Origin of the sequence: Glutamicibacter soli, assembly GCF_003309065.1 — a bacterium.
In the GTDB taxonomy this organism is placed as follows: Bacteria; Actinomycetota; Actinomycetes; order Actinomycetales; family Micrococcaceae; genus Glutamicibacter; species Glutamicibacter soli.
Genome location: NZ_POAF01000006.1, coordinates 143,037 through 167,634 on the forward strand (window position 1 = coordinate 143,037; position 24,598 = coordinate 167,634).

The 24,598-nt window shown below is 64.4% G+C and carries 18 protein-coding genes, 1 tRNA gene and 1 other RNA gene; 10 read left to right on the forward strand and 10 right to left on the reverse strand.

All coding sequences use genetic code 11. From position 1 onward, the window contains the following. Positions 1–97 precede the first annotated feature (97 nt). The 4 genes from C1H84_RS13180 to C1H84_RS13195 form a co-directional block, all read right to left on the reverse strand. Positions 98–3,904 (reverse strand): DNA polymerase III subunit gamma and tau, encoded by a 3,807-nt coding sequence (locus C1H84_RS13180; RefSeq protein ID WP_113607613.1) that lies wholly within the window; start codon positions 3,902–3,904, stop codon positions 98–100. A gap of 9 nt (positions 3,905–3,913) precedes the next feature. Next, complete coding sequence (gluQRS, locus tag C1H84_RS13185) at positions 3,914–4,834, reverse strand: tRNA glutamyl-Q(34) synthetase GluQRS (RefSeq protein WP_113607614.1); 921 nt, start codon at positions 4,832–4,834, stop codon at positions 3,914–3,916. Positions 4,835–4,860: 26 nt separating this feature from the next. Continuing rightward, positions 4,861–4,957, reverse strand: an RNA gene (ffs, locus tag C1H84_RS13190) — signal recognition particle sRNA small type. 700 nt (positions 4,958–5,657) lie between these two features. Continuing rightward, positions 5,658–7,190, reverse strand: coding sequence for an HNH endonuclease signature motif containing protein (locus tag C1H84_RS13195; protein ID WP_082344611.1), 1,533 nt, complete (start codon positions 7,188–7,190; stop codon positions 5,658–5,660). 188 nt (positions 7,191–7,378) lie between these two features. On the opposite strand from C1H84_RS13195, the gene C1H84_RS13200 reads away from it, so the two are divergent. From C1H84_RS13200 to C1H84_RS13210, 3 genes are all read left to right on the forward strand, one after another. Then, positions 7,379–7,466 (forward strand) — tRNA-Ser (locus tag C1H84_RS13200). Positions 7,467–7,808: 342 nt separating this feature from the next. Beyond that, the gene (locus C1H84_RS13205; RefSeq protein ID WP_047118070.1) at positions 7,809–8,174 is read left to right on the forward strand and encodes a VOC family protein; all 366 of its coding nucleotides are present in this window, start codon (positions 7,809–7,811) and stop codon (positions 8,172–8,174) included. A 51-nt stretch (positions 8,175–8,225) separates the two neighbouring features. Next, a complete protein-coding gene (locus tag C1H84_RS13210; RefSeq protein WP_146956069.1) occupies positions 8,226–8,990 on the forward strand; it encodes a response regulator transcription factor in 765 nt (254 codons plus the stop codon). A 307-nt stretch (positions 8,991–9,297) separates the two neighbouring features. Here the strand turns inward: C1H84_RS13210 and C1H84_RS13215 are convergent, their stop codons facing one another. After that, entirely contained in the window at positions 9,298–10,338 is a 1,041-nt protein-coding gene (locus C1H84_RS13215; RefSeq protein WP_113607616.1) for an isopenicillin N synthase family dioxygenase, read from the reverse strand. Positions 10,339–10,617: 279 nt separating this feature from the next. Between C1H84_RS13215 and C1H84_RS13220 the strand changes: the two genes are divergently transcribed. Both C1H84_RS13220 and C1H84_RS13225 read left to right on the forward strand, forming a co-directional pair. Further along, positions 10,618–10,920: a type II toxin-antitoxin system VapB family antitoxin gene (locus C1H84_RS13220; protein WP_047118068.1), complete on the forward strand. Its 303-nt coding sequence runs from the start codon at positions 10,618–10,620 to the stop codon at positions 10,918–10,920. Positions 10,921–10,963: 43 nt separating this feature from the next. Further along, positions 10,964–11,593 carry a LytR C-terminal domain-containing protein gene (locus C1H84_RS13225; RefSeq protein WP_113607617.1) on the forward strand — a complete coding sequence of 210 codons (630 nt, stop codon included), beginning with the start codon at positions 10,964–10,966 and terminating at the stop codon, positions 11,591–11,593. Positions 11,594–11,615: 22 nt separating this feature from the next. Here C1H84_RS13225 and C1H84_RS13230 read toward each other — a convergent pair whose 3' ends face one another. Then, positions 11,616–12,308, reverse strand: a complete 693-nt coding sequence (locus C1H84_RS13230; protein ID WP_047118067.1) for a DsbA family oxidoreductase — start codon at positions 12,306–12,308, stop codon at positions 11,616–11,618. Between the two features lie 119 nt (positions 12,309–12,427). Here C1H84_RS13230 and C1H84_RS13235 point away from each other — a divergent pair, with 119 nt between their 5' ends. After that, a complete protein-coding gene (locus C1H84_RS13235) occupies positions 12,428–13,144 on the forward strand; it encodes a YoaK family protein (protein ID WP_082344612.1) in 717 nt (238 codons plus the stop codon). Positions 13,145–13,160: 16 nt separating this feature from the next. Here C1H84_RS13235 and C1H84_RS13240 read toward each other — a convergent pair whose 3' ends face one another. Continuing rightward, complete coding sequence (locus C1H84_RS13240) at positions 13,161–14,537, reverse strand: amino acid permease (protein WP_113607721.1); 1,377 nt, start codon at positions 14,535–14,537, stop codon at positions 13,161–13,163. Between the two features lie 243 nt (positions 14,538–14,780). Between C1H84_RS13240 and C1H84_RS13245 the strand changes: the two genes are divergently transcribed. Next, complete coding sequence (locus tag C1H84_RS13245; protein ID WP_047118065.1) at positions 14,781–15,344, forward strand: histidine phosphatase family protein; 564 nt, start codon at positions 14,781–14,783, stop codon at positions 15,342–15,344. A 15-nt stretch (positions 15,345–15,359) separates the two neighbouring features. On the opposite strand, the gene C1H84_RS13250 is transcribed toward C1H84_RS13245, so the two are convergent. The 3 genes from C1H84_RS13250 to aceA form a co-directional block, all read right to left on the reverse strand. Continuing rightward, positions 15,360–16,424, reverse strand: a complete 1,065-nt coding sequence (locus C1H84_RS13250; protein ID WP_113607618.1) for an alpha/beta hydrolase — start codon at positions 16,422–16,424, stop codon at positions 15,360–15,362. Between the two features lie 161 nt (positions 16,425–16,585). Further along, positions 16,586–18,223 carry a malate synthase A gene (aceB, locus tag C1H84_RS13255; RefSeq protein ID WP_113607619.1) on the reverse strand — a complete coding sequence of 546 codons (1,638 nt, stop codon included), beginning with the start codon at positions 18,221–18,223 and terminating at the stop codon, positions 16,586–16,588. Between the two features lie 79 nt (positions 18,224–18,302). Beyond that, complete coding sequence (gene aceA / locus C1H84_RS13260) at positions 18,303–19,607, reverse strand: isocitrate lyase (RefSeq protein WP_113607620.1); 1,305 nt, start codon at positions 19,605–19,607, stop codon at positions 18,303–18,305. Positions 19,608–20,437: 830 nt separating this feature from the next. On the opposite strand from aceA, the gene C1H84_RS13265 reads away from it, so the two are divergent. Genes C1H84_RS13265 through C1H84_RS13275 form a run of 3 tightly spaced genes read left to right on the forward strand, consistent with a single transcriptional unit; the run spans position 20,438 to position 24,579 of the window. Then, positions 20,438–21,895: an MFS transporter gene (locus C1H84_RS13265; protein ID WP_181728136.1), complete on the forward strand. Its 1,458-nt coding sequence runs from the start codon at positions 20,438–20,440 to the stop codon at positions 21,893–21,895. A gap of 48 nt (positions 21,896–21,943) precedes the next feature. Continuing rightward, entirely contained in the window at positions 21,944–23,617 is a 1,674-nt protein-coding gene (locus C1H84_RS13270; RefSeq protein WP_113607622.1) for an amidohydrolase, read from the forward strand. Continuing rightward, positions 23,614–24,579 carry a CobW family GTP-binding protein gene (locus tag C1H84_RS13275; protein WP_113607623.1) on the forward strand — a complete coding sequence of 322 codons (966 nt, stop codon included), beginning with the start codon at positions 23,614–23,616 and terminating at the stop codon, positions 24,577–24,579. Before C1H84_RS13270 ends, C1H84_RS13275 begins: the two co-directional genes overlap by 4 nt. Positions 24,580–24,598: the final 19 nt, after the last annotated feature.

A 24,598-nucleotide genomic window follows, 5' to 3' on the forward strand; every position in this document is an offset into this window, starting at 1 on the left:
TTGAGCGGCCCGCGGGCCGGTTGCGGGGAGGCCAACGCACCCCGCCAACGTACACACTAGTGTCTCACTCCGACAGTTGGTATGGCTGCCGGATCGGTCACAGGCTGCGCTTGATTTCCACGATGTTGCCGTTCACGTCGCGCTGCTCGATGACCATGCCGCCGAGCAGCCGCTCGACCGCAGGAACGCCGATCAGGGCGGAGTCCTCCACCTCGATGTCGTCGTCGCTCGGGACGAACTCGTAGGGATCCTCCATCGCAGGTTCGGGCGGCAGCGGCGCGCCACCCCAGCCGCTGGCGGACTGCACCGGCGCGGCGGCCGGAGCAGCGTCCTTTGCCTGGTTCATCAGCTGCTGGTAGCGGCTCATGCGCCCGGAGCCTGCGCTCGGACGCGGGTCCGCCGGGGTGCTCGCGGGCTGCGCGGCCGGATCCGGGGCGCCCCAAGACGGAGCGGTTTCCCGGGCAGGGGCCTGCGGCGGCTGCGCGGGCCGGAACTGCTGCGGAGCGCCGTGCGGCGCCGGGGCAACGGGTGCCGAAGCTGCCTGCTGGGACGGAGCTTGCTGGGACGGAGCTTGCTGCGCGGGGGCCTGGGACTGCGTCTGGATCGGTTCAGGGGCCTGCGGCTCGGGCTCGCGGGCGCTGGCCGCCGGCTCGAAGGAGTCGGTGGTGCTGCCCGGGCGCAGCGGCGTCGAGGACACCGGGCGGTCGATCGAGAAGCCGGGGCGTTCGGCCTGGCGGGCGTTCATCCCGGCGGTCATGCGCGGGCGCGGAGCCACCGGCGGGCCGTCGAAGGAACGCGGGGCGCTGCTGCGCTGCGGGGCCGGAGCCACCGGAGTCTGGAAAGCAGGTGCTTCAGGCTGGAACGGCTGGACCTGCTGGACCGGTGGCGCGGCGGGAGCCGCTGGCTGAGCCGGAGCAGGCGACGGAGCCTGGGGTTTCGTCGCCGCGTAGGGGTCGCCGAAGGCGCCGTCGTCAGGGAACGGCGGCTCGTCCATGTACGGCTCGTCGTACGGCGGAGGCACGTCGTCGTAGCTGGATACGTAGCCGTTGTCTCGCGCGGGCGCGGCGGCAGCCGGCGCAGCGGGTGCCGGGGACTTGCGTGTCGCCGGAGCGGCCGCGGTCCGGGCCGATGCAGGCTTCGAGGGGCGCGAAGCTACCCCAGCGGAATCAGCCTTGATGAACTTGGTTGGTGCTGGGGTTGGCGCCGGGATCGGCCGGCGCTCACCTTTTGGGGAACCACCGCCTGCAGGGTTCGAGCCGCCTTCGGTGATGACAACCTCGATCGGCCCGCCAGCCACCTGCGAAAGCACTCCGGTGAGCGTCTGCATCATGTCCGGCCGGTTTCTCAGATTGACGATCGGACCGGAATTGCTGAAGGCAAGCGTCAGCGTGCGGCCGTCGAATCCGGCGACCGATCCGTAGTTCGACACCATGGAGTGCAGCACGCGCGAGTTGGACTGCAGCTGTTCCAGAATCTGCGGCCAGGCCTGCTGGAACTTGGCGACCGGAGAAGCTCCGGCTGGAGCAGCCGTTGGCTGGTTTCCCTGCTGAGGGTGCTGCTGCTGGTACTGGTTCTGCTGCTGGGCGGACTGCGCCTGCTGGCGCTGCGCCGCTTCGCGTTGGGCTTGTTCGCGCTGTGCCTGCTCTCGGGCGGCCTGTTCCTGGGCTGCGCGTTGGGCTGCTTCGTGCTCGGCCTGCTGGCGCTGGGCGGCTTCACGCTGCGCCTGTTCACGGGCGGCCTGTTCCTGGGCTGCACGCTGGGCTGCTTCATGTTCGGCCTGCTGGCGTTGGGCGGCTTCACGTTGGGCCTGCTCACGCTGAGCTTGTTCATAGGCGGCGCGCTGCTGTGCTTCGGAGTCCGGCTGGATTGGCGGGACCTGGGCGACATGCTGCTGCTGGTGTTGCTGCGGTGCCTGGCTCTGCTGAGCCGGGTTCTGCAAGTGCTGTGCCTGTTCGTAGGCGGCGCGCTGCTGTGCTTCGGAGTCCGGCTGGATTGGCGGGACCTGGGCGGCCTGCTGCTGTTGCGGGGCCTGGTTTTGCCGGGCAGCGGCCTGGGCTTGCTGCTGCGACTGCTGCTGGGCGCGGGTTTCTGCCGCGCGGCGGGCGAATTCAGCCATGGCAGGGTTCTGCTTGACGTCGTCGATGGAGACACCGGTCCCGAAGGACAGGTCTTCGCCGCTGGCTGGATCCGGCACCAGGCTGAACGGCGCGACGCCGTCGGGGCGCTCGGCCGGAACGCTCGGGCCAGGCTGGATCTCGGTGGTGACCGGGTTGCGGTCTTCCTTCGGTCCCCAAGTGGCGCCCCAATCGGCGTCTGCGCCGGTGTTCAGCGAGGCTGCCGCTCCCGGATCCAGCGGAGCGTTGAGATCGTCCGCGGCCTGAGCCTGGGCGGCGGTCTGCTGCTGTGCGTCTGGCTGCGGCTGGGCAGGCGCCTGGGAAGCGTGCGGAAGCTGGGATTCCTGGTGCCGCTGGGCTGGGTGGGTGTGCTGATCCTGCGGGGCCGGTGCGGGCTGCGCCGGAGCTTGCCGCAGGGGAGCCTGCTGAACCGGTGCAGGCTGAGTTTCGGCCGGAGCTTCTGCAGGCGCTTCGGGAATCGGCTCTCCGTCGCGGCGGGCCTTGGCCGCGGCCAGAGCCTGGCGTACGGCGGCGGCGCCCTGGCGCGCTGCGCCAGGATTCGGCGCCGAGCCCATGGAGACGGCAACGTCCTCGGATCCCTCGCCATCCAGCGCGGGCAGCGCCCCGCCGGTCATGGCATGGCGCTCCAAGCGGTCCAGCCGGGCGGCGAAGGAACTGTCCGAGCTCTGCGAACCGGGAAGCAGCAGGCGCGCGGCCAGCAGCTCAAGGTGCAGGCGCGGGGAGGTTGCGCCGGTCATGTCGGTCAGCGCCTGATTGGTGACATCGGCCCAGCGGGACAGCTCGCCGGCTCCGGCCAGCCCGGCCTGCAGGTGCAGGGCTTCGAGCTGGTCGGCGGGAACTCCGCGCAGGATCTTCTCCAGGCCCTCCGGCATCGCCTTGGCGATCACCAGGTCACGGAAGCGCTCCAGCAGGTCCTCGACGAAGCGACGCGGATCAAGTCCGGTCTGGATGATGCGGTCGATCGCGCTGAACAATCCGGCCCCGTCTGATTCGTGCAGGGAGAGGACGACCTCGTCCAGCAGCGTGGAGTGGGTGTAGCCCAGCAGCGCGATGGCGGTTTCGTAGTCCAGGATCCCTTCGCGGGCGCCGGCCATGAGCTGGTCAAGCACCGACAGGGTATCGCGGACCGAGCCTGCTCCGGCGCGAATGACCAGCGGCAGCACGCCATCGGCCACCGCGACGTTTTCGCGGTCGCAGAGGACCTTGAGGTATTCCAGCAGCGCCTCGGGCGGCACCAAGCGGAACGGGTAGTGGTGGGTGCGCGAACGGATGGTGCCGATGACCTTGTCCGGCTCGGTCGTCGCGAAGATGAACTTGATGTGCGCCGGCGGCTCTTCGACGATCTTCAGCAGCGCGTTGAAGCCTGCCGAGGTGACCATATGGGCCTCATCGATGATGAAAATCTTGTAGCGGTCGCGGGCAGGGGCGAACGTCGCACGCTCGCGCAAGTCGCGGGCATCTTCCACGCCACCGTGGCTGGCGGCGTCGATTTCGATGACGTCCAGGGAACCGGGGCCGCCGTTGGCCAGCTCGACGCAGCTCGGGCAGGTGCCGCAAGGGATCGGAGTGGGACCCTGCTCGCAGTTCAGGCAGCGCGCGAGGATGCGGGCCGAAGTGGTCTTGCCGCAACCGCGCGGTCCGGAGAACAGGTATGCGTGATTGACCCGGTTCTTCTCCAGAGCGGTCATCAGCGGAGCGGTAACGTGCTCCTGTCCGATGACGTCGGCGAAGGTATCGGGACGATATCTGCGGTAAAGCGCTGTAGTCACACCGGTTCCCTATCGGTTGCGCGATGCCGGGGGCATCAGCTGTTGGACAATGTTTTCAGGCCTCACGATCCACGGTTCGCGCGGAAGCGCGGCCGGGTCGAATGCCTCCAAGGCTGCCTGCAAATCCTGACCCGGCAAGCCCAATGACTCTAGCAAAAATGCACGTATTTCGGCTGGATGCACACCTTGTTCGGTGATCTCTTCGAGCGTTACAGCGCCATCGCGCTTGGCCAGCCGCTGGCCCTTCTCGTTCAGCGCCAGCGGTACGTGCGCGTACGTCGGAACGGTATAGCCGAGCAGCTGCGCGAGATACGCCTGGCGTGGTGCCGACGAGAGCAAGTCATCGCCGCGGACTACTTGGTCGATTCCGCTGGCCGCATCGTCGACGACGACCGCCAAGTTGTACGCCGGTGCACCGTCGTTACGCACCAGGACGAAATCATCCACCGTCCCCGTGTAGCTGCCGGCGAGCTCGTCCTGAACAGTAAAAACGTTCGCTTCGGCGCGCAGACGCAGCGCCGCTGGCCTGTGCCGGGCCTTTTCGGCACGCTCTTCCTCGGTGAGGTTCCGGCAAGTTCCGGGATAGGAGCCCGGAGCGGCATGCGGAGCGCTGCCGGCCTCGGCAATGTCCTTGCGGGAACAGAAGCATTCGTAGACCAGCCCCTGCGCTTTGAGATCATCCACAATGGCGCGGTATACAGGCAACCGATCGGACTGACGCACCATTGTTCCGTCGAAACTTAGACCCAGCGCTTTGAGCTCGGCAAGCTGCTCGTCTTCGGATCCGGCACGAACGCGATCCAAGTCTTCGACGCGCAAAAGATAATCGCGGCCAGTGGAGTGGGCGAAAAGCCAAGCCAGGACAGCGGTGCGCAGGTTGCCGATGTGGAGGCGCCCTGACGGGCTAGGGGCGAAACGGCCAGCGCCCACGTGGACTCCATTCGGCTTGCGTAAAAAGTAAAGACCCCTCATGCACCTGTCAGAGCCCATCTACCCTTGCTACCTTCCGGTCCTGGGGGAGTTCAACAGGATGACACCACACGAGGGGTCACCAAAAATACTACCCGAGGAAGGGGTGTGGATAAAAATCGTAGGGCGTGCGCTTGCTCTCACCGGGTGCCCGCAAGTGAAAGTGAACCAAAAATTTGATCAGATTTCTCACGCGGCTCGTTTCCGGGTGGCCAGTCAATTGCTTGTCGGCGACTAAGGCCGGAGTTGACGCAAAATTTTGATCAAGAAATTTGTTCAGGCGAAGATCGGGCGTAGGCGGCTGAGATTTGTAATCCCTTGCGCTTGCGGTTTACAGAGTTAAAAATCTTGTCAAGATCTTTTAGTGCCACTGCGTGGGCTAGTGAGCTTGCGTCAGATGCACTCGTTGTGACGGCATTGCCCAGAATTCTGATCAAAAAATTTGATCAGGAAGACAACTAAGTCGCCAAGCGCCGGAGGCGGCGGCCTGCGCTGAAGGTCTCGGCGAACTGAACGAAAAATTTGATCAGAATTCGTCGAGGTCTCCAACTTGTACTCGCGGCTGCAGCCCTACGCATGATGAGCGAGGGCTGTTGCATATCTTGACCGGAGAATACGGCCATTTGGACCAGAACGACATGGCGATGTGAGCCCTTCTGAACGGGTCCACGACGTACGGGAAGAATACTTTGAATGTCGTGCGGCTGTCGAAAGAACTTTAGGGCTGGGTTTCTGATCAAAAAAATGGATCAGCATCTCATCAACTGGTGATCTGTTGCGGAGGCTATCCAGCAGCGGCTTCTGGAGGGTCGTACCAGCCAAGTACCCTGCGAACGCGATCAGTCATCTCAACCTCGGGAAGGACCGGCGTCTGGTTTCTCTCGAAGTCGAAGTTCTGTACTGATTTCACGCTCCCCGGAACCTCAAGACAAACAATCCCATTAGGTGTGCGCCAGTTGACAGATCCATCAGGGCGATAGGTTACTTCCCAACCCAACGCGTGTTTGAACAGCTGGTGCCTTTTGCATAGGAGTTCGGTATTAGTGCGTGATGTGTGGCCTCCCTGCGCCCAGCCATCAATATGGTCGGCCTCTGACTGCTCGGCCAGCCGATTGCAACCGGGAAAACGGCACTGAACGTCGCGGAAACGCAGAAGATCCTTTAGCGCTTTGCTTGGGCGATACTTTTCCCGGGCAACATCAATCGCGGCACCCGTCCACGGGTCTGTTAGCACCTTGATGAACGATGGTGCATCCCTTGCAATATTCAGTGCTGTACCAATAGGTATCGGACCGTAGCCTTCTAGCTCGGCGAGGGACTTTTTGGGGTCGGCCAACATTTCCAAGGCAGGGATAGTTACGGCTACGCGCGCTTTCAAAGGAGTGCCATTCGTGTCAGGCCAGCCATCAATCATTGCATCGCGGAAAATGTCAGCTCGGCGCTGCCGCTCGGTGCGCTCATCATCCTCATCAACATTCGTCACGGCGAACCAGTTGACTGTGTTGATCATACTGAAAATATCCTCCGCGGGAAGATAGACCTGAATCGTGGCCATGCCATTTTCATCCGCCCACCACGTAATGGAGCGACCTTCACGTGCCTCTTTATGTCGTTCGTCAAGGGGCTTCGGATGAAGCCGCTCTCTCATTCGGCGGGCTCTTTGCGAGATCGCTGAGTCTGTAGCTGTCTTGGCCAGGGGAAGCAATACGTGTTCCATTTGTTTGATGTCTTCAGGATCCAGATCCTGAGATTGCTTGACTATTTCTTTGGCCGCTTTCGTAGTGATATCGCCATTGGCCAGAGCTGACAAGGTATCTACGCACAAGTTGCGCAGACCTTCCGCGGTGAACAGCTTGCCTTGAATGTGAGTTTCCGAATCTCGCATGGCGACTGCCGCTTCGGCGATGAAAGACGACCTGACCGTGATCTCGTCAGCCAAATTGACGCCGTAGTACTTAGCCGACAGCTCTCGGGCCTGATCGTCCTCCTGATCGAGCAAGGAATCTTGGACGCCCCTGTTGGCAGATTCGCGGGCACACATTTCCAAGGTGTCCGCCATGAGTGACGCTTCGGCTGCGTCCAGCATGCTTCGAAGCCGGCCGATGGCTTCAAGACGCCTGAACCCGTCAGCTGGTGTATCCACAGGCGGAAGGTTGTATAGATCCAAGGCGGTGGACGCGAATTTATTGAAGAACTTGTGCTGGTCAAGTTCCGCGTCCCACACTCCTCCTGAACCGAAATTCTTTCGAAGACCAGGAGGATACATCGGTAGACGATGGGCATCATCGTCGCTGTGAAATACCTCTCTTTTGCTCATGTTTTGAGTATCCTCCGCACTACGGACAGTTTGGTGGGGCCTGTTGCAGCGTGGGGAAAGCGCGGAAAATCGGCTAAATCTAGGGGATCGCGGAGTCGCTCGGAAAGCGATTTGCCAGCGCATGGTCTTCGATTCGTGATTGTGTGGAAATTTAGATATGCTTGATTCTGCTCCACGGAGCAGACTGAGGAGGATTCGCCTAGCGGCCTATGGCGCACGCCTGGAACGCGTGTTGGGTTAACGCCCTCAGGGGTTCAAATCCCCTATCCTCCGCCAATGGAAAACCCCCGAGAAATCGGGGGCTTTTCGTTTAATTTCACTGGAACGGGATCCCCGCCGTCCACGCGATCTTGAAGTGTTCTTGCAAGATGTCGGATTGCCAGCTGATTCGCCGTTACCTCCAAAGACAACTTGTAGTTTCGAGCCCTAGACAGCAATTGGACGCCTCAAAGTGATACGCGGTTCCCCTAGGATCTGGTCTTGGGCGAAGTTCAGCGAGGCGCTTTTTGCTGATTCGCTGGCAACTTCCAGTTTGGTCGCGTTAAAGGGAGATAGGCGTATCATCCGAGGCGAAGGCGGTCATCCAAGTGCTGCCTGTGGAGCGGGAAGTTGTGGGCCATGTCCGTAGTCATCAGTGAGATTGCCATTGATTGCAAGAATCCAATGCTTGTTGCCAAGTTTTGGTGCGAAGTATTGGGCTATGAAGTTCGAGAAGAAGCCGCAGGCTTGGTGACCATTGGGCGGCGCGGAGATGGGTCAAATGAAGCAGTGATCTGTTTCGCGCAGGTGCCAGAGGAGAAGAGCATCAAGAACCGGATGCATCTTGACCTTCGGCCGCAGGGTAGTTCGCAACAGGACGAAGTCGACCGTGTGCTGGCGCTGGGGGCGCAGTACGCGGACGTCGGGCAACGCGACGACGAAGACTGGGTTGTTCTTTATGACCCGGAAGGTAACGAGTTCTGCGTGCTCTCCGGTAGCATTTAGTCCACGCAGCGGTCTGTAACGTTAGGCCGCCGCGATCGCCTTAACAGGGGATTGGGGAAAAACGTGGTTGGGGAAATAGCAAAGGCTGTCGTCATTGAGTACGACGAAGCCGTGCGTGGAAAAATGACAACTCTGCTTCGGCAGATCGGGTTTGCCATACAAGAGGAGTCCAGCGGGCAAAGGGGAGTTGCGCTGGCCCATAGGGCAAAGCCGGATCTCATTGTCGTGGGCTTTGGCCTGCCCGATATCGATGGCATCGAAACGATTCGCCGCTTAAGCGCCCATCTTGACGCGTACATCTTGGCGGTGATGGACGTTAGCGAAGAGATTGAAGTGGTTTTGGCCTTCGATGCAGGAGCAGACGGGTATTCTCCGAAGCCGCTGCGTGAACGTGAATTCCGGGCTAGGATCGATTCGTTCTCGCGACGTCAAGCCCGCATCAACCAGATGTTGAGCGACAGGCAGGGCTCCGCCGTCGAGGTGCTGAGTCATGGCGCGTTGCGCTTGGACTCTTCAACGTGGGAAGTTCATCTGGATGGCATGCCCATCGTCCTGACGGCTACCGAATTCACCCTCCTTCATGTGCTAATGCAAGTTCCGGGCAGGGTGCGCAGCAAGAAAGAGCTTGCTCGGAGGGTCAGCCTTGAAGGCGACGATCTTGAGCATGGCTATGTTTCCGATTCGGACGTTCGAAGCATTGAGGTTCACATAGCAAACCTCCGGCGCAAGTTAGGTGACTCTGCGCGTTCTTCGCAGTGGATTGAGACCGTGAGGGGCGTTGGATACAGATTGGTAAATGATCCCGGTTCATACTAGTGATACCTGAAGCTTTTTAAAGAAAACTATTGGATTTTCGGAGGCTTGATGCAATCTTGAGCTAATTGATAACACAGCTTAAGTGTGGTCTTGCACAATGAGTCCCATGGCCGAAAGGTCTAGCGAGAACTACGAAACTGAACGATGGCTGGTTTTTGGGGGAATGGCCAAATCGCCTTGGGGGAGGCGTCGGGTAAGACAGCAAGCTCGCGAAAAACGTGAAGACTTCGATGCGGTGGCGCAATACCCCGTCGAAGTCTTCACGTTTGTTCTGTCCGGAACCCGGTCGCTCATTGAGCTGTTGGGGTCAGGCGGTAGCCCGTTTCTGGATCAGCTGCGGGTAGTGGATCGCAGCGGTCTGCGGATGGGCGCGCAGCCAGCCCTTGAGCACGTTGGCCCCGTATGAGGCCAGCATCGGGTTGTGCGGGTCGTCTGAGACGCCGCGCGCGTCGGCGGCCAGCTCGGCCGGAAGCTCAACCTTGTCGATGACAGCGTCCAGGCGCGGGGAGTAGAAGAACGGCACCGAATAGCGGTCGACATTGGGCGGCGGGGCGATTACGCGGTGGATGGTGGCCATCAGGTAGCCGTCGGTGGCGACCTCGAGCATTTCTCCCAGGTTCACCACGAGTGCCCCTGGAGTCGGCGGAACCTCGATCCACGAATCCTGGCCGTAGGGCTGGACCTGCAGCCCGCCGACCTGGTCTTGTAGCAGCAGGGTGACGAAACCGTAATCCGCATGCAGACCGACGCCCTGGTTGCCGGCCTCCGGCACGATGCCGCCGCCCACGTAGTGCACCAGCTTGCCCATCCATGCGGGAGCTCCGGAGAACGGTTCGTCGAAGTAGTCCTCGCCCAGGCCCAGACCGACGGAGATCGCCGAGAGCAGTTCATGCCCGGTGCGGTTCATCAGCTCGGCCCATTCCATGGCGCGTTCGCGCAGTTGCGGGAAGTCCTCGGGGAACTGGTTGCGGCCCTGCAGGTTCAGGTACGGCTTGTCGGCCGGCACGACGGCCAGCGGCTCACGGTCCGGCCCGTAGTCGATCTGTTCGCGCGAGTCGGCGCGGCCTCGGGTGATCTCGGTGCCCAGGCGGGTGTAGCCGCGGAACTGGGCGCTGTTGCGGTTGTCGAGCCCGATCTTCTCCTCGACGGGCTTCGCGAAGAACTCGGCAACCGTGTCCAGCAGTTCCTGATCCTGGTTGGCGCGCGAGGCGTACCCGACGATCTGGAAGAAGCCGACGCGGTGGGCAGCGTCGAGCAGTGCGGCAACGAACTCGGGATTGAACGTGCCATCGGCATTCCGGGAAGTGGAGATATCAAGGACTGGGATCTCGGTTACTACGTTGTTCATAACCCTAGGGTGCACCCGACTGATGGATTGTTACTATCTAAAATGACGCACCGTTCCGCCACGTTTCCGCCGTTGTAACAATCCTTGCCAAGCCCTGAACCTTGGCGCATAATTTGCGCTCGCAGGGGTTCGGGACCGGATTTATCTGTGAAACGGATGTTTGAGGTTCGCGATTCGGCGGTGGTCCATTCGACGTGCATAATGCCCGATTCAGCGCCCGGCCCGGTGATCTGGTCGCTTCCTCGGGTAATTTGTTACGCGGGTGCCTATGCTTGAAGGGTGATTTTCAGAGCAGTGGGCGATTCGCGTCCGTACCCCGAGCACGAGTTGACCAGCACCCGCGACTGGAGCGCCATTCCGCCCTCGCAGGTCAAGCTCGACCAACTGGTAACCACCAAGTCAACGCTTGATCTGGAAACGCTGCTCTCCGAGGATTCGACGTTCTTCGGCGACTTGTTCCCGCACGTCGTGCGCTACCGGAACGTGCTGTATCTGGAGGACGGGCTGCACCGGGCGCTGCGCTCGGCGCTGCACCACCGTTCGGTGATCCACGCCAGGGTCTTGGATCTCGACGCGGATTAGGTATGCTTTCGCCACAAAGGGGAGCTGCCTGAAAGTGGGTGCGATGATGCACGAACGCGAGGACCCTGCGACGTTGCGCGGGGCGCACATCGTTGGCGAGCGAGAGCTGAGTTTCGTGTCCAACGCCCAGGCAAAGCGCGACGCGCGCAAGCGGCAGAACGTCATATTCTCGATCATGGCAATCATGGTGCTCGTGGCGTTCATCGCCGCCACGCTGGCCTTCACCGGGGTGCTGAAGATCGGCGGCGCGCCGACGGCGGTGCAGGCCGACGACCAGCCCGCGGAGCAGATTGCCAACCCGGCCTGCCCCACGGCCAGCTTCAGCTACCAGGACCCCGCAAGCTTCAAGGTGCGCGTGCTGAACACGACCACCAATTCGGGACTGGCCGGCAGGACCGCGGAGGCGCTGAAGGAGCGAGGCTTCCAGATTTCGGCCACCACCTCGGGGCTGGACAGGTATGAGGACAAGGTCGCCGTGGTGCTGGCCGGCCCCAAGGGGTACGCGCAGGCGCTGACCATCCAGCGTCAGGTGCCCGGCTCCGAGTTCGTCTACGACGAGATGATGTACGGCACCGAGGTGGACCTGGCGCTGGGCACCGGATTCGAGAACCTGGTCAAGGACCGCAAACTGAACACCGCCCCGGGCACGCTGGAGTGCATCGCGCAGCAGTAGCGGGGAACCGGCCCGGCAGCCGCTAGTTGGCGCCGACGGTTTCGGCGTGGACCTGGGTCAGCGCGTTGGCGAAGACCTCGGCCGGCTGCGCGCCGGAGATGCCGTACTTGCCGTCGAGGATGAAGAACGGCACCCCGGTGACGCCGATCTGGCGCGCTTGGGCGATGTCCGCGTTGACCTCGTCGGCGTAGCTGCCTGCCTCCAGCGCGGTGTGCAGCGCGGCGGCGTCAAGCCCGACCTCGGCGGCCAGCTGCAGCAGGGTGTCCACGTTGCCGGTGTCCAGGCCCTTCTCGAAGTGCGCGGAGAGCAGCGCTTCCTTCATTTCGCCGCCCAGCCCCTGCTGCTTGGCATGTTCCAGCACACGCAGCGCGGTGAACGAGTTGGCGACCACCAGCTTCCGGAAATCGTAGGACAGGCCTTCCTCGGCGGCCTGGGCGGTGACGTGCTCCAGCATGCCCTCGACCTGGGCCGGATCCATGCCCTTGGCCTTGGCCAAGTAGTCCAGCTCGCTGCCGTCGTAGTGCTCGGGCAGGGTCGGATCCAACTGGTAGGCGTGCCAGTAGACATCGACGTCCTGGGCCAGGCCGGAGGATTCCAGACCGGATTCGAAGCGGCGCTTGCCGATGAAGCACCACGGGCAGGCGATGTCGGAGAAGATATCCACGCGCAGGCGCTTGGCGTCGGCGGGATTCTGGGAAGCAGTGGTTTCACTCATGCCCGTATAACGCGCCGCGGCGCGCAGGCATTCCTTCAACGGGGCGTTGCCCGCGGCACGGGATAATGGCTTCAGGCGGGAAACCGCAGTCGGAGACGGAAAGGACGGGACGGCGTTCGGTGGCCAGGAATCTGGGATGGCGCGGAATTTTCTTCGCGGGGACGATCACCGCGATGGCGGGGTTCGTCGACGGCGTGGGCTTCATCCACCTCGGCGGCTACTTCCTGTCCTTCATGTCCGGCAACTCGACGCGTTCCTCGGCCGCCCTGCTCACCGGCGATGCCAGCGGCTGGTCCATGGCCATGGGCTTCGTGGGCAGCTTCGTGGGCGGTGTGGTGCTGGCGACCGTGCTCACCGCGCGGGCCGCGCGCTACCGCCGTCCGATCGTGATGTACCTCAGCGGTGCGCTGCTGGTCACCGCGGCGCTGCTCGGTTCGCTGGGCGAGCTGGGATTCGGCGGGGCCTGCCTGCTGGCGGCCTCGATGGGCGCGGTCAACGTCTCCTACACGCGTTCGGGGGAGGTGTCGCTGGGCCTGACCTACATGACCGGCACGCTGGTCAAGCTCGGCCAACACCTGGGCGGCGCGATCCTGGGGCTGCTGACCGGCTCGGACCGCGGGGTAGGGCGGCTGCTCTGGGTCCGCTACGCGGTGCTGTGGGCGATGATCACCCTCGGCTCGCTGGCCGGGGTATTCTCCTACCTGCATCTGGGCCTGTCCAGCCTGTGGATCGCGGCCGGAGGCATGCTGCTGTGGGCCACGCTGGCGCTGGCGGCGGAACGGCGCACCGGGCCGGAGGTCCAAGCCCCCGCCCCGGCGCGCCGCGAGATCCATTAGCTGGGAGCCGGACCGTCTAGCGGCCGGTGGAGACAGCTTCCGAATCGCGCTCGCGGCCGTCCGCCGAAGGATCGCCGGAGGTGCCGCGGACCGCGAAGCGGTAGACCACGGCCAGGATGGCCAGCCACGCGACGCCGGTGTACAGGGCCACGCGGGTTTCGGCGCTCAGCGCCAGCAGCACCACGATGAAGACCATGAACGCCATGGCGATCCAGGCGGTGGCCGAACCGCCGGGAACCGCGTACTCGCGCGGGCCCTGCGAGGCCGCCGCGGCCTCCTTCTTCTCCGCCCGGCGCATGGCCAGGTAGGAGGCGAGGATCATGATCCAGACCCACACGGTCGCGAAGGTGGCGATCGAGGCGATGATGGTGAACAGCTTTTCGGGCAGCAGCGCGTTGAGCACCACGCCGACCAGCAGCACGAAGGTCATGACGAGAACGGTCATCCACGGCACGCCGTTGGAGGAGACCTTCGCGAAGGACTTCGGGGCGTGGCCCTCGGCCGACATCGCGAAGAGCATGCGCCCGGCGCCGAAGGTGTCGGCGTTGATCGCGGACACGGCGGCGGTGATCACCACGGCGTTGAGCACGTGGGCCGCGGCCGGGATGCCCAGCGCGTCGAAGATCTGCACGAACGGGCTGGCGCTGCCGTCGATCTGGCGCCAGTCGAAGAGCATCATGATCACTGCCAGCGAGGCCACGTAGAACAGCAGGATGCGCCACGGCACGGTGTTGATCGCCGCAGGCACCGACCGCGAGGGGTCGTCCGCCTCGCCGGCGGTGATGCCGATGGTCTCGATGCCGCCGAAGGCGAACATCACCACGGCGAAGGACAGCAGCAGCCCGATGAAGCCGTTGGGGAACAGCGTTCCGGCGGCCATCAGGGTGTCGATGCCGGTCGCGGTCTGCGCGTCGGGGGCGTTGAAGCCGAAGATGATCAGCGCGATGCCGCCGCCGATCATCGCGATGATGGCGCTGACCTTGACGATCGCCAGCCAGAACTCGGTCTCGCCGAACACCTTGACCTTCATCAGGTTGATCGCCGCGATCAGCAGCACCACCGCCAGCACCCAGATCCAGGTGGCGACGTCGGGGAACCAGAAGCCCATGTAGACGCCGAAGGCTGTCACGTCGGCGATCGCCACGATCGCCATCTCGAAGGTGAAGGTCCACCCGGTGATGAACCCGGCGAAGCGGCCCAGGTAGCGGGAGGCGTAGTGCGCGAACGACCCGGAGACCGGATGCTTCACTGCCATCTCGCCCATGGCGCGCATGACGATGAAGACGGCGGCGCCGCCGATCATGTAGGCGAACAGCACGGCCGGGCCGGCGGCCTGGATCGCGGCGGACGAGCCGTAGAACAGGCCGGTTCCGATGGCCGAGCCCAGGGCCATGAAGCGGATGTGGCGGGCAGTGAGCCCGCGGGCGAGGGATGCCTTGATTTCGGTCACGATGAACTACTTGGATCCTCATATGGGGGATGGGGTGCGCGTGTCCCTGCGCCGCGCTGGGCGGGCGGAACATACCAAATCGTACGTGGGTCGGCAAGCAGATGGGGTAAAAATGTGTCTGGGCAAACCCGTGGGATTGCCCACACCCGCCGGGCGCGGACCCGTCGCGGTGGAAGAATGGTACGCATGAAGCTGGGATTCGTCCGCCATGGACAGACGCAATGGAACCTCGAAGGCCGCCTGCAGGGAAGCAGCAACATCCCGCTGAACGACACCGGGCGTGCCCAGGCTGCCGCGGCGGTACAGGTGCTCGCCGGCGGGAACTGGGACGTGGTCGTCTCCTCCCCGCTGGACCGCGCGCGGCAGACCGCGCAGATCATCGCCGACGGGCTGGGCCTTGAGCTGGGCCCGAGCTACGAGCTGCTGGTCGAGCGCGACTACGCGCAGGGCGAGGGCATGATCGAGGCCGAGGCGCTGCGCCGCTGGCCCGGGAAGCTCGGCGGCGGCATCGAGCCGCTGGAATCGGTGGTGGACCGCGGGCTGCGCGCCATCGGGCAGATCATGGAGGACTTCCCCGGGAAAAACGTCGCGGTCATCTGCCACGGCACGATCATCCGGTATACGCTGTCGGATTTCGCCGGCTACACGCTGGATACCATCCGCAACGGCTCGGTGGCGGTGCTCGAGCAGGACGAGCGCGGCCGGCTGCGCCTGGAACTGGTCAACGACCAGGCGCCCGCCGCGCTGTAGCGCCCGAGGGCCGGGTTAGGCGCCCGGAACCACGCGCCGCACGCTGGCGGTCAGCTGCGAGTCGTGCTGCCGGTTCTTGATCACGGCCAGCCACGATCCCAGATCCAGGTAGGCCCGGGTGCGCACCGGCGGCGCGGAGAGGAAGACGTCGTGCAGGGCGTCGGCCAGCCGCACCAGGTGCAGCTCGCGGCCCAGGTCCAGGCTGCGCTCGGCGATCTGCTGCACGTTCAGCGCGACATCAGACTTGGAGGCCGCGTCCTGCCAGCGCGGCAGCAGGTAGTCCTTGGCCGAGAGCATCACCAGCACCGGCATCTGCAGGTCCAGGCCCTTCTTGACCTTCGCCTGCGCGTCGAAGACCGCGGAGATGAACCCGGTGGTGATCTTGAAGCCGTTGACCGGGCGCCAGGCCAGATCGTAGTCCCATTCGCCCTCGAACTGGCTGGAGACCGTGCGGGTGTAGAAACCGGGGTCGATGCTGGGCAGGAAGCGGTGCGGGTTGCGCGCGCTGGAGGCCTGGAACAGCCTGGACAGCGCGGTGCGTCCCAGCTCGCTGGCCTGGAATTCCAGCCACGGGCTGTTCAGCGCGAGCGCCTCGATCTTGTGCGGGTTCGCCGCCGCGTACAGCGACGCGCTCAGCCCGCCGGTCGAATGCCCCAGCAGCACCACCCGGGTGCCGGGGTGGGCGCTGGTGATGATGCGCAGCGCCGCGTCGAACTCTTCGAAGTACTGCTCCAGGTTGTTGGTGAATCCCGGCGGGGTCTGCCCGGCTGGGTCGCGCTCGGCATCCAGCGGGAGGTTGCGCCCGTAGTGGCGCAGGTCCAGGGCGTAGAAGTCGGCCCCGGCATCGGTGAGGAACCGCGCCAGCTCGCTTTGGAAGAAGTAGTCCGACCAGCCGTGCACGTAGAGGATCGACAGCCCGCGCAGCGGCGGGGCCAGCCGCGGGACGCGGGACGGCCGGCGGTGGCGGACCAGCGTGGCGGTGGAGCCATCGAGCATCGGCAGCGTGCGCCGGGAGAAGCCCTCGCCCAACAGGTCGGGCTCCCACAGCTGCTCGGCCGGGTTTTTGAACTGGAACGCCATGTGTTCAGCCTACCCAACACCGCAGGGCCGCAGGGCGCGAAAAACGGCATCCACCCGCGGGACTGGTTACCAACGGATGAATGCCGCAATTCGTGGCCGATTCTACGAGGACGACTTGGAAACGAATCGGCCGGGTCTCTAGGTGCTGCCTGCCTGCGGGGCTAGCCTGCCATTTCCAGTACTGGAACTGGCATGTCCAGGTAGCGCAGGTAGGCGTTGCGGGTCATGAAGGTCGGGAAGTCGTCGCGCAGTGCGCAGGCCTCGAAGATCTCCATGGCGGATTCGAAGCGGTCTCCCTCGAAGCGCTCCATGCGGTCCATGGTCTCCTCGGCGAGCTCCTGCACCCAGCGGCGGGTGACGATTTCGCCCTCGTCGGTGATGGCCGACTGGTGGATCCACTGCCACAGCTGCGAGCGGGAGATCTCGGCGGTGGCCGAATCCTCCATCAGGTTGCGCAGCACCACCGCGCCGTTGCCGCGCAGCCACGACTCGATGTAGCGGATGCCGATCTCGATGTTGTCGCGGATGCCCTGCTCGGTGATCTTGCCTTCCAGGCCGGCCACGTCCAGCAGCGCAGTGGCGGAAACCTGAACGTCTTCGCGGGTGCGGCTGATCTGGTTCGGGTTCTCGCCCAGCACCTCGGTGTACACCTCGCGGGCCACTGCCACCAGGTCCGGGTGGGCCACCCACGAGCCGTCGAAGCCGTCGGCTGCCTCGCGGGCCTTGTCCTCGCGCACCTTGGCCAGATTGAGCTCGTTGATCGAGGCGTCCTTGCGGCTTGGCACGAAGGTGCTCATGCCGCCAATGGCGGTGGCGCCGCGGCGGTGGCACGCACGCACCAGCTGCTCGGTGTAGGCCCGCATGAACGGTGCGGTCATGGTCACCGAATCGCGGTCCGGGAACACGAAGCGCGGTCCGCGGGAGCGGAAGTTCTTGATGATCGAGAAGATGTAGTCCCAGCGGCCGGCGTTCAGGCCCGAGGAGTGCTCACGCAGCTCGTAGAGGATCTCCTCCATCTCGAAGGCCGCGGTGATGCACTCGATGTGCACGGTGGCGCGGATGGTTCCGCGGTCGATGCCCAGCATGTCCTGCGCCATGTTGAACACGTCGTTCCACAGGCGTGCCTCCAGGTGGTTCTCCAGCTTCGGCAGGTAGTAGTACGGGCCGCGGCCGGCTGCCATCAGGCGCTTGGCGTTGTGGAAGAAGTGCAGTCCGAAGTCAACCAGCGAGGCCGACATCGGTGCGCCGTCCACCCGCAGGTGCTTCTCCGGCTGGTGCAGTGCGCGGGGGCGGACCACGATGGTCGGCAGCTGCTGCAGATCCGAGGTGTTCAGCTTGTACTCGCGGCCGTCGGGAGCGGTGAAGTCCAGCTCGTTGTCCAGCACGCGGATCAGGTTCACCTGGTTCTTGATCACGTTCTGCCAGGTCGGGGAGCAGGCGTCCTCCATGTCGGCCAGCCAAACGTTGGCGCCGGAGTTCAGTGCGTTGATTGCAGCCTTGCGCTCGATCGGGCCGGTGATCTCCACGCGGCGGTCTTCCAGACCCGGTGCGATCGGGGCGACCTGCCATGAAGCGTCCTCGCGGATGTTCCGGGTTTCTTCCAGGAACTTCGGGTCGCGGCCGTTGGCGATGCGGGCCCGGTTGAGCTGGCGGCTCTGCATCAGCTCGTTGCGGCGGTGTTCGAAACCCTGGTGCAGTGCGGAGAGGAAGTCCAGTGCCTCGCTGGTGAGGATCTGTTCCTGGTAGCGCACTTCGGTGGCGGTGATGGTGATGTTGTTCAGGGTGATCGGGGTGTTCATGACAGCGTCCTTAAAGCTTAAAAATGGTGGTGGTGCCGGCTGACGTCATTGTCAGCCGGCACCATCGACCCGTCAGGGTCTAATGGAATTGGCCTTCTTCGGTGGAACCAACCAGCGCCAGGGTGGAGGCGTTCGGGTTCAGCGTGGTGGAGATGGCATCGAAGTAGCCGGTGCCGACTTCGCGCTGGTGCTTCGTGGCGGTGTAGCCGTCAGCCTCGGCAGCGAATTCGCGCTCCTGCAGTTCGACGTAGGCGCTCATGCCGTCCTTCGCGTAGCCCTTGGCCAGATCGAACATCGAGTGGTTCAGTGCGTGGAAGCCGGCCAGGGTGATGAACTGGAAGCTGAAGCCCATGGCGCCGAGTTCGCGCTGGAACTTTGCGATGGTTGCGTCGTCCAGGTGCTTCTTCCAGTTGAAGGAAGGGGAGCAGTTGTACGAAAGCATCTGGTCCGGGAAGTCCTTCTTGACTGCCTCGGCGAACTTGCGGGCAAGTTCCAGGTCCGGGGTGCCGGTCTCCATCCAGATCAGGTCCGAGTACGGAGCGTAGGCCTTGGCACGGGCGATGCATGGCTCGATGCCGTTGCGGACCTTGTAGAAGCCTTCCGGGGTGCGCTCGCCGGTGATGAATTCCTGGTCGCGCTCGTCGACGTCGGAGGTGATCAGGGTTGCCGCCTCGGCGTCGGTGCGGGCGATGACGACGGACGGGGTGCCGGCGACGTCAGCTGCCAGACGTGCTGCGTTCAAGGTGCGGATGTGCTGCTGGGTCGGGATCAGGACCTTGCCGCCCAGGTGGCCGCACTTCTTCTCCGAGGCCAGCTGGTCTTCCCAGTGGACGCCCGAAGCGCCGGCGGTGATCATGGACTTCATCAGCTCGTAGGCGTTCAGCGGGCCGCCGAAGCCGGCCTCGGCGTCTGCGACGATCGGGACCATCCAGTCCTCGACGGTCTGGATGCCTTCGGAGAACTCGATCTGGTCTGCACGCTGCAACGCGTTGTTGATGCGGCGGACAACCTGCGGAACCGAGTTAGCCGGGTACAGCGACTGGTCCGGGTAGGTCTGGCCCGAGAGGTTTGCGTCGGCTGCAACCTGCCAGCCGGAAAGGTAGATGGCTCGCAGGCCGGCCTTGACCTGCTGGACTGCCTGGTTGCCGGTCAGTGCGCCCAGTGCGTTGGTGTAGCCGCCGGTCGGGGTTTCCTCGGTGAGCTGCTTCCAGAGCTTCTGGGAACCGCGCTTGGCCAGGGTGTGCTCTTCCTGGACCCGACCCTGGAGCTTCACGACGTCTGCAGCGGAGTAATCGCGGGTGACGCCTTCCCAGCGGGGGTTGGTTGCCCAGTCGTTTTCGAGGGCTGCGACGCGGTTCTCGATCGAATTCTCGTTGGTAGTCATGTTGCTGGCTCCTTCGCACAAGCTCGGTGTTCGTTCGGACCGGTGAACCTGGCGGTTTCGATCCGGTGAACTTCTTCGTGACAACAACTATTCCCTGCCTGCAACCCCTCCAACAGGGGAATTTCAGATTAAGATTCGCCGTTCTTCGTTTTTCTGGAAGTTTTGCACTTCTTGATGCTGATTGTGATCCAAGAGACAGAAAGTCGCGATTTTGGGTCGAAATCGGTGTCAAGAAATCACGGAATTCCTTGTCTGAATGTCGGTGAGTGGGGTGCCTCCTTCGTTGCGGGAACTGCGACATGAAGTTGACATAGCAGGTGAGGGGCGTGCTTCGAGGCTGTATCCGGGAAACTTTTCGAGGGCTCGATGCGGATTCGGGGGCTGGCGAATTGCGCGCTTCCCATATGCCGCATGCTGTGCGCCACCTCACTGTCGCGCGAAAAGTGGAGGGGATATATCCGCGTGTGGCCGGTCGAAGAAATGACGTTCTTTCAAAATGCTGTATTTCGCGATCGCCGGGGATTCGGGCGCAATTTCCGCGACACGGGGTTCTGGAAGCGCCGCAGGCACGCTTGGTCCTAGAAAAATGTGGTCCAACTGGCCCTTTGGGGTCGAGCAAGCGTTTGGCATAGTGACTTGAGCCACAGAAAAGATGAAACAAGAATATACTTCTAGCCATGGCGTTTCGTTTGCGAAAAGGCGGACCGCACGCTGCGGACAGCGCGGCAGCTACACGAGCGCACAGCCAGCCACGACGATTTCTGGGGCATTTCAACCTGCCTTCGGATGAACAAGGGCAGCACGGTCGAAAAGATGCAAGGGAGACAAACGTGTCGAGTACCAAGGGTTCGGGCCTGAGTATTGCACCCGGGATCCCGCTCAAGCTGAGCGCGGTCGTGGGATTCTTGATCTTCGTGGAATTCACCAGCGGATTCGTGCAGGGCTACTACCTGCCGCTGTACGGAGCGCTGAGCCAGCGGCTTGGCATCTCCGATGCGGACATCACCTGGTTCGTCACCCTCTGGACCCTGTCCTCCGCGGTCTGCATACCGGTGCTGGCCAAGCTGGGAGACATCTTCGGGCATCGCAGGATGCTGCGGGTGGCGGTCTTGGCGGTGCTGGTGGGCGTCTGCTTCGTGGCGTTTTCCGGGAACTACGCGCTGGTGCTCATCGGGCGCATCCTCACCGGACCCCTTTCGGTCTGGCTCCCGCTGGAAATCGCGATGGTGCACGACCGGATTTCCGGGGACCGCGCGCGGCGTTCGGTCGGGTTGCTCATTTCCTTCCTGACCATCGGGGTGATTGCCGGCATGCTTGCCTCCGGTGTCATCGCCGGGCTGGGCTGGAACTTCACCACGGTGCTGCTGGTGCCGGCCATCGTGACCGGGCTGTGCATGATTGTTGTGCTGTTCCTGGTGCCCGAATCCACCGTGCGTTCGAAGTCCACCGTCGACTACCTGGGTTTCCTCGGCCTGGGCGCCTCCATGGTGACCATGCTGCTGGGCCTGAGCGGCATCCAGAAATTCGGCATTTCCTCTCCGCAGGTGCTGCTCACGCTCTTCGCCTGCGTGGTCATCACGGTGGCTTGGGTGTTCTGGGAGTCTAAAACCAGTTGCCCGGCGATCGACCTGAAGCTGGTCTGCTCGCGGCTGATGTGGCCGCCCTACCTCTCCGCGTTCCTCTACGGCACCGTCATGCTCGGCACCCAGACCATCGGCACGACGTTCCTGGCGGCCAAGCCGGAGGAAGTCGGTTTCGGCTTCGCCCTGGCCCCCGGGCTCATTTCGCTGCTCAGCGCCGGGCTGACGCTGCTCAGCTGCATCGCCGCGGCGATCTTCGCCTACGTGGCCAGGGTGACCGGCATGCGCGGGGTGCTGCTGCTCGGGGTGTGCCTGGGCGCGGCCGGACTGCTGCTGCTGGTCTTCTTCCATGACGTGTTCGCCATGGTCATCGCCTACCAGTGTCTGGCCGGACTGGGCTTCGGCATGCTGATGGGGGCCATGCCGGCGCTGGTCGCCGAGATCTCCCCGGTTGACCAGACCGGCATAGCCACCGGCATCTACAACTCGGTCAAGACCCTGGGCGGGGCAGTGGGCGGTGCGGTGTTCGGCGTCATCCTGGCCTCCACCGTGGGACCGGCCCAGGGCGCCTCGATAGACTCCTACCGCCTGGTGTGGATCATCTGCATCGCCGCGCTGGCGCTGTGCGTCATTTCGCTGCTGTTCATGCGCAACGACAAGGCCCCGCAAGCCGCGAAGCAGGCGCTGGAAACCGACCTGGCGCGGTAGGCTTCGCCGCCGCGCTTCACTACCGTACCCAAGAAGACCGGAGAACCCATGACATCGCAGACCATCATCTATCCCGCCCGCGCGGTCCACACCATGGATCCGTCCCGTCCCGCCGCCCAAGCGGTGGCGGTGCGCGAGGGGCGCATCCGCGCCGTGGGCAGCCTCGACGAGCTGCTGGGCTACCCGGACTGCGTGGTGGACGAGCGCTACCGCCACAAGGTGATCGTCCCGGGCTTCGTTGAGGCGCACGCCCATGCAGGATCCGGCGGGATGTGGGACGGACAGGTCTACGTGGGCTACTTCGACCGGACTGACCCCCAAGGGACAGTGTGGCCCGGCTGCAGGGATGCGCAGGCGATCCTTCGCCGGCTGCGCGAGGCGCTGGAACAGCTGGAGCCGGGCGCCCCGCTGAAGGCCTGGGGGCTGGATAACATCTACTTCCCGGACACCCGGATCCTGGCCCGGGAGCTTGATTCGGTCGCCGAGGACCGGCTGGTGCAGATCACCCACGCCAATGGCCACGTCGCGGTAGTGAACAGCGCGACGCTGCGCGCCGCAGGCATCGACGGCTCCACGCAGGTTCAGGGCGTGGAGAAATACCCCGACGGCACCCCCACCGGCGAACTGCGCGAGTTCGCCGCGCTGGGACTGGTGCATGAGCTGTTCGGCGGCGGGCTGCTGGAGCTCTCGGAGAAAAGCCTGCGCAACTTCGCGCAGGACGCGGTCAACCACGGGGTCACCACCATCACCGACCTGGGCAGCATGCGCCCGCTGAGCGAGGAAGGCCGGCGCGACTACTCGGACACCGTGGACGAGCACTTCCCGGTCCGGCTGAACGTCTTCCAGTTCGGAATGGGGCTGGGCACCGGGCCGCTGGCCGAGCAGACCGCGCGGCAGCTGGCTGGGATCAGAACGCTGGGGCACGAGAAGCTGCGCTTCGGGCATGTGAAGCTGATGCTCGACGGGTCCATCCAGGGGTTCACCGCGCGCCTGCAGGAACCGGGCTACCTGGGCACGCGCGAGAACGGCATCTGGAACACGACCCCCGAGGAATTCGAGGCGGCCTTCAGCGCCTTCCACCAGGCGGGGCTGCTCATCCACGTGCACTGCAACGGCGACCAGGCCAGCGAGCTGTTCCTCGACACGCTGGAAAAGGTGCTGACCAAGCACCCGCGGCCGGACCACCGGCACACCATGACCCACTCGCAGCTGACCACCCAGGCGCAGTACCGCCGCGCCGCCGCGCTGGGCGCCTGCGCGAACATCTTCTCCAACCACCTGTGGTTCTGGGGAGACCAGCATGCGGACAAGATCCTCGGGATCGACAGGGCCTCGCGGATGAATGCCGCGCGCTCCGCGCTGCGTGCCGGGGTGCCGATCTCGCTGCACTGCGATACCCCGGTCACCGAGCTGAATCCGCTGCAGACCATGAAGCATGCGGTCACCCGGTTGACTCCGTCGGGCAGGGTGCTGGGCGACCACGAGCGGATCAGCGTCGAGCAGGCGCTGCACGCGGTGACGCTGGGCGCAGCCTACATGCTCAAGATGGACCACGAGGTCGGCTCCATCGAGGCCGGGAAGCGGGCCGACCTGGCCATCCTGGACGAAGACCCGTTCGAGGTCGAGCCCGAAGCGCTGGGCGGCATCCAGGTGCACGGTACGCTGCTGGGCGGGGTGCCCCAGCAGGCCCGCCACGGCGCGGCGCTGCAGGGACGGCGATGAGCAGCGCCGTCCCGCTGACGCTGCTCGGCGGCTACCTCGGGGCGGGCAAGACCACGCTGGTCAACGACCTGCTGGAACAGTCGGCGCAGCGCATCGCGGTGCTGGTCAACGACTTCGGCGCGGTGAACATCGACGCGAAACTCATCCGCACCGCCCGCTCCGATTCCGTCGAGCTGGCCAACGGGTGCCTGTGCTGTTCGCTGCGCGACAGCGTGGCCGAAACCCTGCAGCCGCTGGCCGGCCGCGGGGACTTCGACCGGGTCGTGGTGGAAGTTTCAGGGGTGGGCAACCCGGCAAAGCTCGCGCCCTGGCAGGGTTTTCCCGGGTTCGCGCCCGGGGGACTGGTGGTCTGCGCCGACGCCGGGGCGATCGGCAGGCAGCTGCGCGACGGGTTCATCGGCGACACCGTGCTGGACCAGCTGCGGGCGGCCGAACTGGTGCTGCTGTCCAAAACGGATCTGCTTCCCGAAGACCGGGCAAAACAGGCCGCGCAACTGGTGAGCCAGGCCGCCCCGCAGGCCGCGGTGCTCGCCTCGCCGCATGGCGCGGACCGCATCGCCGGTCTTGAACGCTGGCTCGGGGCGCTGCCGGACCAAGCCGGGGCGCGGGAACTGGAACCGGAGCCGACGCCGGAGCACGGCGGGAACCACCCCTTTGCCAGCCTGGCCCTGCGCGGGACGCGGCCGGTCGACCGGGAGCGGCTGGAGCGCGCGCTGGCCGGGTGCCCGCAGGTCCTGCAGCGCGCCAAGGGCTTCCTCCGGCTCCAGGACAGCCCGCAGCGCCGCACGCTGGTGCAGTACAGCGGCTCCGGCCTGGAGCTCGAAGACTGCGGGGCCTGGTCCGGTGCACAGGAACCGCAGCTGGTGCTGATCGCCGCCGGCGAGCGCGCCGAGGACGTGCTGGCCCAGATCGCCGCCGCGCTTCCGGAGCTGCAGGCCTCGCCGGCGGATGGAACCTCCTAAGGGAGAGTGTGAAAATTTC

Bases quoted from the DNA above. Each gene is read 5' to 3' on its own strand.
- C1H84_RS13275 (WP_113607623.1), top strand. From the start codon at position 23,614: ATGAGCAGCGCCGTCCCGCTGACGCTGCTCGGCGGCTACCTCGGGGCG.
- C1H84_RS13270 (WP_113607622.1), top strand. From the start codon at position 21,944: ATGACATCGCAGACCATCATCTATCCCGCCCGCGCGGTCCACACCATG.
- C1H84_RS13230 (WP_047118067.1), bottom strand. From the start codon at position 12,308: ATGAGTGAAACCACTGCTTCCCAGAATCCCGCCGACGCCAAGCGCCTG.
- aceA (WP_113607620.1), bottom strand. From the start codon at position 19,607: ATGACTACCAACGAGAATTCGATCGAGAACCGCGTCGCAGCCCTCGAA.
- C1H84_RS13195 (WP_082344611.1), bottom strand. From the start codon at position 7,190: ATGAGCAAAAGAGAGGTATTTCACAGCGACGATGATGCCCATCGTCTA.
- C1H84_RS13245 (WP_047118065.1), top strand. From the start codon at position 14,781: ATGAAGCTGGGATTCGTCCGCCATGGACAGACGCAATGGAACCTCGAA.
- aceB (WP_113607619.1), bottom strand. From the start codon at position 18,223: ATGAACACCCCGATCACCCTGAACAACATCACCATCACCGCCACCGAA.
- C1H84_RS13225 (WP_113607617.1), top strand. From the start codon at position 10,964: ATGATGCACGAACGCGAGGACCCTGCGACGTTGCGCGGGGCGCACATC.
- C1H84_RS13240 (WP_113607721.1), bottom strand. From the start codon at position 14,537: ATGGCCCTGGGCTCGGCCATCGGAACCGGCCTGTTCTACGGCTCGTCC.
- C1H84_RS13250 (WP_113607618.1), bottom strand. From the start codon at position 16,424: ATGGCGTTCCAGTTCAAAAACCCGGCCGAGCAGCTGTGGGAGCCCGAC.
- C1H84_RS13205 (WP_047118070.1), top strand. From the start codon at position 7,809: ATGTCCGTAGTCATCAGTGAGATTGCCATTGATTGCAAGAATCCAATG.
- C1H84_RS13215 (WP_113607616.1), bottom strand. From the start codon at position 10,338: ATGAACAACGTAGTAACCGAGATCCCAGTCCTTGATATCTCCACTTCC.